9 protein-coding genes are annotated in these 8,141 nt (G+C 65.6%); 4 read left to right on the forward strand and 5 right to left on the reverse strand.

The window, feature by feature from the left end:
* Positions 1–5: 5 nt before the first annotated feature.
* Genes RM190_RS13150 through RM190_RS13165 form a run of 4 tightly spaced genes read left to right on the forward strand, consistent with a single transcriptional unit; the run spans position 6 to position 3,284 of the window.
* Positions 6–698 carry a GntR family transcriptional regulator gene (locus RM190_RS13150; protein ID WP_311759910.1) on the forward strand — a complete coding sequence of 231 codons (693 nt, stop codon included), beginning with the start codon at positions 6–8 and terminating at the stop codon, positions 696–698.
* Positions 695–1,636, forward strand: coding sequence for a DMT family transporter (locus RM190_RS13155; RefSeq protein ID WP_311759911.1), 942 nt, complete (start codon positions 695–697; stop codon positions 1,634–1,636). Before RM190_RS13150 ends, RM190_RS13155 begins: the two co-directional genes overlap by 4 nt.
* Positions 1,633–2,475, forward strand: coding sequence for an ureidoglycolate lyase (locus RM190_RS13160; RefSeq protein ID WP_311759912.1), 843 nt, complete (start codon positions 1,633–1,635; stop codon positions 2,473–2,475). The genes RM190_RS13155 and RM190_RS13160 overlap by 4 nt, the downstream gene beginning before the upstream one ends.
* A gap of 53 nt (positions 2,476–2,528) precedes the next feature.
* Positions 2,529–3,284: a hydroxypyruvate isomerase family protein gene (locus RM190_RS13165; protein WP_311759913.1), complete on the forward strand. Its 756-nt coding sequence runs from the start codon at positions 2,529–2,531 to the stop codon at positions 3,282–3,284.
* Between the two features lie 53 nt (positions 3,285–3,337).
* Here the strand turns inward: RM190_RS13165 and ltnD are convergent, their stop codons facing one another.
* From ltnD to RM190_RS13190, 5 genes are all read right to left on the reverse strand, one after another.
* A complete protein-coding gene (gene ltnD / locus RM190_RS13170) occupies positions 3,338–4,237 on the reverse strand; it encodes an L-threonate dehydrogenase (RefSeq protein ID WP_311759914.1) in 900 nt (299 codons plus the stop codon).
* Positions 4,234–5,727 (reverse strand): tripartite tricarboxylate transporter permease, encoded by a 1,494-nt coding sequence (locus RM190_RS13175; protein ID WP_311759915.1) that lies wholly within the window; start codon positions 5,725–5,727, stop codon positions 4,234–4,236. Before RM190_RS13175 ends, ltnD begins: the two co-directional genes overlap by 4 nt.
* A gap of 10 nt (positions 5,728–5,737) precedes the next feature.
* Entirely contained in the window at positions 5,738–6,211 is a 474-nt protein-coding gene (locus RM190_RS13180; protein WP_311759916.1) for a tripartite tricarboxylate transporter TctB family protein, read from the reverse strand.
* Between the two features lie 57 nt (positions 6,212–6,268).
* On the reverse strand, positions 6,269–7,243 hold the full coding sequence (locus RM190_RS13185; protein ID WP_311759917.1) for a Bug family tripartite tricarboxylate transporter substrate binding protein: 975 nt from the start codon (positions 7,241–7,243) through the stop codon (positions 6,269–6,271).
* Positions 7,244–7,344: 101 nt separating this feature from the next.
* Positions 7,345–8,097, reverse strand: a complete 753-nt coding sequence (locus tag RM190_RS13190) for a GntR family transcriptional regulator (RefSeq protein ID WP_311759918.1) — start codon at positions 8,095–8,097, stop codon at positions 7,345–7,347.
* Positions 8,098–8,141: the final 44 nt, after the last annotated feature.

Here is an 8,141-nt window from a genome sequence, read left to right on the forward strand (position 1 = left end):
CGGCGATGACCGAGGATACTTTGGCCGAGGCCATCGCCTATGAACTGCGCCGGGAGATCCTGCGCGGCAACCTGCCCCCCGGCGCGCCGATCAAGGAACGCGACAATGCCGAAAGGCAGGGCGTCTCGCGCACCCCCATGCGCGAGGCGATCCGTATTCTGGCGAAAGAGGGGCTGGTCCAGCTTCGCCCGCTGCGCAGCCCGGTCGTCGCCAACCCCTCGTTGGCCGAGATCATCGACCAGATTCGCGTGTTGCACGCGCTGGAGTTGCTGTCGGGCGAACTGGCCTGCGAAAAGGCCAGCGATGACGAGATCGCGGCCATCGGCGCGCTCAAGGACCGGATCGAGACCATCTATGGCGAGGCCGATACGCTGGATGTGTTCGAACTGGACATGCAGTTTCATTCCGCGATCGTCGCCGCCTCGCATAACGCTGCGCTGGCGGAAACGCATGGCGCCTATATGGCTCGGCTGTGGCGCGCGCGTTATCTGTCGGCGCGGCGCAAGTTGTCGCGCGAACGCGTCCTGCGCCAGCACAAGGCGATCCACGCCGCGCTGGCCCTGCGCGATGTCGCGGCCATCAAGGCCGAGATCGGCGCCCATCTTGGCGCGATGATCGCCAATATCCGCGACCACTTCCTGGAACAGGACGGCGATGGCGCCGCGCAAACCGCGACAGGGGAAGACCGCCCGGAATGAGCATGGGGAACAACCTCAAGGGCATGGCCCTGATGACGGGCGCCGTGGTGCTGTTCGCCGGCCAGGACACGACCGCCAAATGGCTTCTGGTTTCGGGGCTTGCCACCATGCAGGTCGCCTTCGTGCGCTATGCGGTGCATCTGGTTGCGACGCTTGCGGCCACGGTTCCGCGGCGGGGCTGGGGCGTCCTGCGCTCGGTCAATCCGCGGCTGCAGCTTTTGCGTTCGCTGGCGCTTCTGGGCAGCACCGCACTGAACTTCGTCGCGCTGAGCGTGCTGCCGTTGACCACGGTGACGGCGATCATGTTCGCAAGTCCGGTCCTGGTTACCCTGCTGGCGGTGCCGGTGCTGGGTGAAAAGGTCGGCGTCGCGCAGTTCGTCGCCATTTTGCTGGGATTCATGGGGGTGCTGGTCGTCGTCTCGCCCTGGCAGGCGGGGTTCCATCCGGCGATCCTGTATTCGCTGGGGGCCTGTCTTTGCACCTCGGTCTATTTCATCCTCAGCCGGATGCTGGCGGCGGAATCGACGGCGACCCAGCAGATCTGGGCCAGCGGTATTGCGACGATCAGCCTTGCGCCGTTTGCGCTGATGCAATGGCAGCAGCCGCATGATTGGCTGACGGTGGTGCTGATGGTTCTCATCGGGGTGATCGGGGCCAGCTCCCACAGTCTGGTGACGCTGGCCCATCGCATCGCCGACGCCTCGGTCCTGGCCCCCGTCGTCTATCTGCAACTGCTGTTTGCCAGCGTCGCGGGCTATCTGGTCTTTGGCCAGGTGCCGGGGGTATCGACGCTTCTGGGCGCGGTGGTCATCATCTCGGGCGGCGCGCTGCTTTGGCTGTCCGGACGTAGAAAGAGAATTGCCGCAATTCGCACTTCCGCGATCGCATTACCATCGGAACAATCCCATTCGACAACCCGAAATAAGGAGGACAGATGAAACTGCTGCGCTATGGCCCCGAGGGCCAGGAAAAGCCCGGCCTGCTGGACGGCGAGGGCAAGATTCGCGACCTGTCGGGCCACGTGGCCGACATCTCGGATGATGCGCTGACCCCCGAGGGGCTGGCGAAACTGGCCGCGATCGACGTCGCCTCGCTGCCGGTGGTCGAAGGCTCGCCCCGTCTGGGCGCCTGCGTCGGTCACGTGCGCAAGTTCATCGCCATCGGCCTGAACTATGCCGACCACGCCGCCGAAAGCGGGATGCCCGTCCCGGCCGAGCCGGTCGTCTTCAACAAATGGACCAGCTGCATCGTCGGCCCGAACGACGACGTGGTGATCCCCGAGGGCTCGACCAAGACCGACTGGGAAGTCGAGCTTGGCATCGTGATCGGCAAGACCGCGCGCAAGGTCTCGGAAGCCGAGGCGCTTGACCATGTCGCGGGCTATTGCGTCATCAACGACGTGTCCGAACGCGAATGGCAACTGGAACGGGGCCAGACCTGGGACAAGGGCAAGGGGTTCGACACGTTCGGCCCGATCGGTCCCTGGCTTGTCACCAGCGACGAGGTGGCCGATGCCGGCAACCTGTCGATGTGGCTTGAGGTCGATGGCAAGCGCTATCAGGACGGCTCGACCAAGACGATGATCTTTGGCGTGGCCAAGCTGATCGCCTATTGCTCGCGGCTGATGACGCTGATGCCGGGCGACGTGATCACCACCGGCACGCCTCCGGGCGTCGGCATGGGGCAGAACCCGCAGGTCTTTTTGAAGGGCGGCGAGACGATCCGTCTGGGCATCGAGGGCCTGGGCGAGCAGACCCAGAAGGTCCGCCGCGCCTGAGTGACGAAAGGCGGCGGGCCTGTCCCGCCGCCCGATTCCTTGAGGAGGGAAGGATGAAGTTTTCAGCCAATCTCGGCTTTCTGTGGAACGATATGGCCTTGCCCGACGCGATCCGCGCGGCGGCGGCGGCCGGCTTCGATGCCGTCGAATGCCATTGGCCCTATGACCAGGCGCCCGAGGCGGTCGCCGCGGCGCTGGCCGAAACCGGCCTGGAGATGCTGGGCCTGAACACGCTGCGGGGCAAGCCGGGCGAAAACGGCCTGTCGGCCCTGCCCGGACGCGAGGCCGAGGCCCGTGCCGAGATCGACCGCGCCATTGCCTATGCCCGTGCCATCGGCTGCGGCGCCATTCACGTCATGGCGGGTTTTGCCGAAGGTCCGGCCGCCGAGGCCGTGTTCCGCGCCAATCTGGATCATGCCTGCCGCGCCGCGCCCGAGCTGACTATCCTGATCGAGCCGCTGAACCGCCATGACGCGCCCGGCTATTTCCTGACGCATTCGGGGCAGGCGCTGGACCTGATCGAACGCGCCGGGCACGAGAACCTGAAACTGATGTTCGACTGCTATCACCTGCAGATCATGGAAGGCGATCTGACCCGCCGTTTGCAGGCATTGCAGCCGGTGATCGGGCATGTCCAGATCGCGGCCGTTCCCGACCGGGGCACGCCGGATCATGGCGAGCTGGATTTCCGCCATATTTGCGCGACTTTGCGCGACTTGGGCTGGGCCCGGCCCGTCGGCGCGGAGTACCGCCCCGTCGGTCCGACCGGCGACAGCCTGGGCTGGTTGCCGGCCTTGCGCGCGATCTGACAATCACGCCGCCCGTGGCGCGGGCGGCGTGGGTATTTGGGAAACAGTGAAGATCAGCCCTGTTTCACGGGCAAGGTCGCGCCCGCCCGTTCCGCCAGGATCTTGGCGATCGCGGCATCGGCCTCGCGCCCGAGCCCCGCTTCCGAGGCGGCGCGGTAAAGCGCCAGCGAGGCATCGGCCAGGGGAACCGGGCTACCAAGTGCGTGGGCGCTGTCAGTGACGATTCCCAGATCCTTGACGAAGATGTCGACGGCCGAGAAGGGCGTGTAGTCCCCCGACACCACCTGCGGGCCGCGGTTCTGGAACATCCAGCTGTTGCCCGCGCATTCGGTAATGACCTCCTGCACGGTGCCAAGATCGAGGCCGCTTTTCGCGGCAAGCACCATCGCCTCGGCCATGGCGGCGATATGGACGCCGGCGAGAAGCTGGTTGATGAGCTTCATCCGGCTGCCCGCGCCGGGCGTGTCGCCAAGGCGGAAGACCCGCGCCGCGATCGCGTCGAGCGCGGGCTGGATGCGGGCGAAGGCCTCGGGAGGGCCGGAGGCCATGATGCTGATCGCACCTTCGCGGGCCTTGGTGGCCCCGCCCGAAACCGGGGCGTCGATGGCGACCATCCCGGCCGCCTGCACCTGTTCGGCGATGGCGACCGCGTCATCGGGTTGCATGGTCGGGCAAAGGACGAAGATGGTGCCCGGACGCGCCGCGGCCACGGCGCCGTTCTGACCGAAAAGCACGGTCCGTGTCTGGGCTGCGTTCACGACATAGACGAAGATCACGTCGGCGGCGGCAGCCTCGGCCGGGGTGGCGACGGGTCGGCCCCCGGCGGACGCGAGCTCGGCCAGCGGGGCCGGGTTCACATCCACGCCGCGGATGTCGAGTCCCGCACGGGCCAGCGACAGCGCGGCGCCAAGGCCCATCGAGCCGAGGCCGATGACGGCAGTGGTCAGGCTCATGTCCAGGCCTCCTTGCGGCGGGCGAGCAGTTTGCGGATCAGCGGGGCTGTCCAGACGAGGATCGTGAAGATCCCCAGCCCGGCCGCGATGGGACGTTCGAAGAAGGCCAGCATGTTGCCGTCGGATTTGATCATCGAAGTGATGAAATGCTGTTCAAGCAACGGACCAAGGACAAGTCCGAGGATCGCCGGGGCGATGGGAATGTCATTTTCCTCCATCATGAAGCCCAGGATGCCGAAGGCCAGCATCAGGATGATCCCGAAGACCGAGTTGGTGATGGCGAAGGCCCCGACGATGCAGAACAGCATGATGATCGGCATCAGCACCCGCTGCGGCACCGCGAGGATCGTGGTCGAGGCGCGGATCGCGATCCAGCCCAGCGGGATCATCAGCAGGTTCGCCAGCAGGAAGACGATGAAAAGCGCGTTGATGAGCGGGGCCTGTTCGATGAAGATCGTCGGGCCCGGGTTCATCCCCTTGATGTAAAGGACGCCGATCACGATGGCGGTGATCGAGTCGCCCGGAATGCCGAAGACCAGCGCCGGGATCCAGGCGCCGCTGACGGCGGCATTGTTCGAGGCCCCGGCCTCGACCAGCCCCTCGACATGGCCCTTGCCGAACTTCTCGGGCTCGCGCGAGAAGCGCTTGGACATGGCGTAGGAAATCCAGGCGGCGATGTCTGCGCCTGCGCCGGGCAGGGCGCCGATCAGCGTACCGACGATATTGCCGCGCAGCATCTGCTTGGGATACTTGCGCATGATCGGGATCTGGCTGCGCAGCATCCCCTTGGTCGAGGGGCGCAGCGGCGCGCCCAGCTTGTACCCGCGCACCAGATATCGGAACACCTCGGCCAGCGCGAACAGGCCGATCATCGCCGGAATGAACGAGATCCCGCCCAGCAGGTCGACATTGCCGAAGGTGAAGCGCGGCTCGGCGGTGGGATTGTCCATGCCGACGCAGGCCGCGACCAGCCCGATCACCAGCGCGACCAGTCCGCGCGGGATCGAGCCGGGCGAGACAAAGATCGCCGCGGACAGGCCCAGCAGCACCAGCCAGAAATACTCGAAGGACGAGAACTTCAGTGCCACCTCGGCCAGCAGCGGCGAGGCGACGATCAGGACGATGGTGCCGAAAACGCCGCCCAGCACCGAAAAGACCAGCAGTGCGCCAAGCGCCTCGGGGCCGCGGCCGTCGCGGGTCATACGATAGGAATCATCGACATAGGCGGCCGAGGCGGGCGTGCCGGGGATGCGCAGCAGCGCGCCCGGAATGTCACCCGAAAAGATCGCCATCGCCGATGCCGTGACGATCGAGGCGATTGCGGCAATCGGCTCCATGAAAAAGGTGATCGGCACCAGAAGGGCCGTGGCCATGGTCGCGGTCAGGCCGGGAATGGCGCCGACAAACAGGCCGAAGGCGCCGGACAGCAGCATGACCAGCAGGACATGGGGGTCGAAGACCATGGCGAAGGATTGTGCGAGAACGCTCATCTGATGGACCTCACCACGGCAGGGACAGGAACTCGCCGCGCGGCAGCGGCACCAGCAGCATCTTGCCGAAGGCGAATTGCACGACGACCACGGTCACCAGTGAAATCAGCAGCGCCGGCAATGGCTTTGTCCCTGTCAGCAGCATCATCGCGGCGACCAGCACAAGACTGGCGATGGTGAAGCCCAGCCAGTCCACGGTCAGGATATAGGCCAGGATCAGCAGCGCGGTGGCGCCCAGCTTGGCCCAGGTCCGCGGCTCTCCCGCCCAGTCGAGCGCGGTCGCCAGGGGCGCGCCGCGTTCGGTCGCCAAGCCCTGCACGATCAGCCAGATCCCGACGATCACGGCCAGACCGGCAATGACCGTGGGCAGCGTCTCGGCCCCGTACTTCTGCCCCGGTATCGGTGAAAACTGGCGGGCGGCGATGAACATCGCAATCCCCCCCAGCAATGTCAGCACGCCAAGCGCGCGGTCCCCAAGTCTCATGCCGGTCCCCTTCCCGACTGCAGGAAAAAGGCCGCGGGGATCACCCGCGGCCCTGTCTTACTTTGCCAAGCCGGCTTTTTTCATGATGTCGCCAAGGCTGGCGTCATCGGCAGCGACGGTCGCGGTCGCCTCCTCGGGGCCGGCCCAACGCAGGCCGAAGCCGCGGTCCTTCATGAAGTTCTGATAGGCGTCGCTGTTATACGCCTTTTCGATGGCCGCGATCAGACGCTCGCGCGCTTCGGGGGGCATGTCCTTCGGCGCGGCAATGGCGCGCCAGACCGAAAGCTTCCAGTCCGAGCCGGTGGCCTCCTTCAGGGTCGGGGTGTCAGGGAACAGGTCCTGCCGTTCGTCCGACATGCTGGCCAGGGCACGCACGCGGTCCGCGTCGATCAGGGCGCGTCCCTCGGCCAGGGACGAGGGAACCATCTGCACTCCGCCGGCGACCATGTCTGTCAGCCCGGCATTCGCACCCTGACTGGGGACGAAGGGCACGGATTGCAGCGGGATGCCTTCGGACATCAGCCAGCCCAGCAGGTTCAGGTGCCAGATGCCGCCCTGACCGGTTCCCGAGGCCTTGACGGTTCCCGGCGGCTCGGACTTGATCGCATCGCGCAATTCGGCTGCGGTCTTCCACGGGGCGTCCTCGGCCACCATGATGCCACCGGGATCGGCGTTGACCAGCGCGAGAATGTCGAAATCCTTGTAGGTCAGGTCGGTCAGCCCCTGCCAATGCATCATGTCGATCTCGATCGTCATGACGCCAATGGTATAGCCATCGGGCTTGCCGCGGGCGATGGCGGTATGGCCGACCACACCCGAACCGCCCGTGCGGTTCACCACGTTCACCGGCTTGCCCAGTTCCTCCTGCAGGATCTGCGCAAAGATCCGGCCCACGGCATCGGTGCCGCCACCTGCGCCCCAAGGCACGATCATTTCGATGGGTCGTTCGGGATATTCGGCAAATGCGGGGGCGCTCCAGGTGCCCAGCATGCAACCCGCCGCAAGCAGCGGCAGAACGGCTCTGCGTTTCATGATCTTCCTCCCTGATGGCGCGTTTCCGCGCCTTTCCTCCGGAAGGAAGGATCATGTTTCATGTATACATTGTCAACTGCGCCTGAAGGACGCACGACGTTTCACGTATTCACCGCCAGATCGTAATGCATACATGCCAGTTTTTCGGCCTTGTCGAAATATTGGGGCGACAGTTGCATGATGCCCGGAAGGTCGCCGAAGACGCGTCGAAGGTGCAGGCGCATGGCGGTTTCGGCCTGGTCCGCCTCACCACTTGCGACGGCGTCGACGACGGCGCGGTGCTGGTCCAGCATGATGTCGTTCGGCGTCACCGCCGAGACCAGGTGCCGCACCCGGTCCAGATGCACCTTGAGCACCTGAAGATGGTTCCAGGCCATCACCTTTCCGGCGATTTCGGCCAGAGTATAATGAAATTCCTCGTCCAGCATCACCAGGGCCTTGGCGTCGCCCTGTGGAATGGCGTCCTGCCGGACCAGGATTTCGCGCAGGGTCGCGATCTGTTCGGGGCGGGCATTCCGGGCGGCAAGGCGGACGATATCGGATTCGACCGCCTCGCGGATGAAACGCGTGCTGAGCACCCAGTCCATGTCGATGCGCGATACGAAGGTCCCGCGCTGGGGCCGTACTTCCAGCAGGCCCTCTCCGGCAAGGCGGATGAAGGCTTCGCGGACCGGCTGGCGCGACAGGTCATACTGGTCCGCGATCTCCTGTTCGGACAGGCGGGTGCCGGGCAGGATGTCACCGCTGATGATCCGCCGATGCAGGATCAGATGCATCTGCGCTGCGGCAGGCATCTCGGCGGCGGGGGCAGGTTGCGGACCGCTGGGGGCAGGCGCCGCGGATGTCGTGGTCATGGTGTTCCTCCTGAAACACCATTTCCCTTGAAGCGGATGAGTGC

The organism is Paracoccus broussonetiae (genome assembly GCF_031854425.1).
GTDB classification, from domain to species: Bacteria; Pseudomonadota; Alphaproteobacteria; order Rhodobacterales; family Rhodobacteraceae; genus Paracoccus; species Paracoccus broussonetiae.

Excerpts from the sequence above, each read along its gene's own strand:
- RM190_RS13150 (WP_311759910.1), top strand. The coding sequence starts at position 6 with ATGACCGAGGATACTTTGGCCGAGGCCATCGCCTATGAACTGCGCCGG.
- RM190_RS13155 (WP_311759911.1), top strand. The coding sequence starts at position 695 with ATGAGCATGGGGAACAACCTCAAGGGCATGGCCCTGATGACGGGCGCC.
- RM190_RS13160 (WP_311759912.1), top strand. The coding sequence starts at position 1,633 with ATGAAACTGCTGCGCTATGGCCCCGAGGGCCAGGAAAAGCCCGGCCTG.
- RM190_RS13165 (WP_311759913.1), top strand. The coding sequence starts at position 2,529 with ATGAAGTTTTCAGCCAATCTCGGCTTTCTGTGGAACGATATGGCCTTG.
- ltnD (WP_311759914.1), bottom strand. The coding sequence starts at position 4,237 with ATGAGCCTGACCACTGCCGTCATCGGCCTCGGCTCGATGGGCCTTGGC.
- RM190_RS13175 (WP_311759915.1), bottom strand. The coding sequence starts at position 5,727 with ATGAGCGTTCTCGCACAATCCTTCGCCATGGTCTTCGACCCCCATGTC.
- RM190_RS13180 (WP_311759916.1), bottom strand. The coding sequence starts at position 6,211 with ATGAGACTTGGGGACCGCGCGCTTGGCGTGCTGACATTGCTGGGGGGG.
- RM190_RS13185 (WP_311759917.1), bottom strand. The coding sequence starts at position 7,243 with ATGAAACGCAGAGCCGTTCTGCCGCTGCTTGCGGCGGGTTGCATGCTG.
- RM190_RS13190 (WP_311759918.1), bottom strand. The coding sequence starts at position 8,097 with ATGACCACGACATCCGCGGCGCCTGCCCCCAGCGGTCCGCAACCTGCC.